Annotated in this window: 4 tRNA genes; all 4 read left to right on the top strand. The window is 43.9% G+C overall.

The window, feature by feature from the left end:
• The first annotated feature begins 76 nt into the window (after positions 1-76).
• The 4 genes from L4C37_RS22435 (at position 77) to L4C37_RS22420 (ending at position 438) form a co-directional block, all read left to right on the top strand.
• Positions 77-152: transfer RNA gene (locus tag L4C37_RS22435), tRNA-Glu, on the top strand.
• Positions 153-154: 2 nt separating this feature from the next.
• Positions 155-230: transfer RNA gene (locus L4C37_RS22430), tRNA-Lys, on the top strand.
• Positions 231-255: 25 nt separating this feature from the next.
• A tRNA-Ala gene (locus L4C37_RS22425) sits at positions 256-331 on the top strand.
• A 31-nt stretch (positions 332-362) separates the two neighbouring features.
• Positions 363-438 (top strand) — tRNA-Val (locus L4C37_RS22420).
• Positions 439-670: the final 232 nt, after the last annotated feature.

The following is a 670-nucleotide window of genomic DNA, read 5'->3' as shown; positions in this document are numbered from 1 at the left end:
GATGAGTACCCACACAGATTGATTAGGTTTAGAAAGTAAAAGAGACGAAGAACTCCCAAGTTCTTCAATATCCAGTGTCCCGTTCGTCTAGAGGCCTAGGACACCGCCCTTTCACGGCGGTAACAGGGGTTCGACTCCCCTACGGGATACCATTGGGTCGTTAGCTCAGTTGGTAGAGCAGTTGACTTTTAATCAATTGGTCGCAGGTTCGAATCCTGCACGACCCACCATTTCCTCCCAAGGAAATAAAAATATGGGGCTATAGCTCAGCTGGGAGAGCGCCTGCCTTGCACGCAGGAGGTCTGCGGTTCGATCCCGCATAGCTCCACCATTCTTTCTCACGAAGGAATTAAAACTTTCGTGGGCGATTAGCTCAGTTGGGAGAGCACCTGCCTTACAAGCAGGGGGTCACTGGTTCGAGCCCGGTATCGCCCACCATCTTTAAGAGTTCTTTCTTAAGAATCTTTAAAAATGGTTTTGAAAGTTTAACGCTTTAAAAACTCTTGCTCTTTAACAATTTGGAAAGCTGACTGATTGATTACTTACGAGTAATTCAATCAAATTTAAAAGTTCTCAATGTTTATCTTTAACTAGATAAACACAACAAACACATTCAAGTGTCTTGTATTCGAATCAAACCTAGTTTGATTCACAATTGAGTCCGGCAAAA

The organism is Vibrio kagoshimensis, from assembly GCF_050337535.1.
Lineage (GTDB): Bacteria > Pseudomonadota > Gammaproteobacteria > Enterobacterales > Vibrionaceae > Vibrio > Vibrio gallaecicus.
The sequence above is the reverse complement of the archived record's forward strand: the minus strand, read 5'-3'. Positions and strand labels throughout refer to the sequence as shown.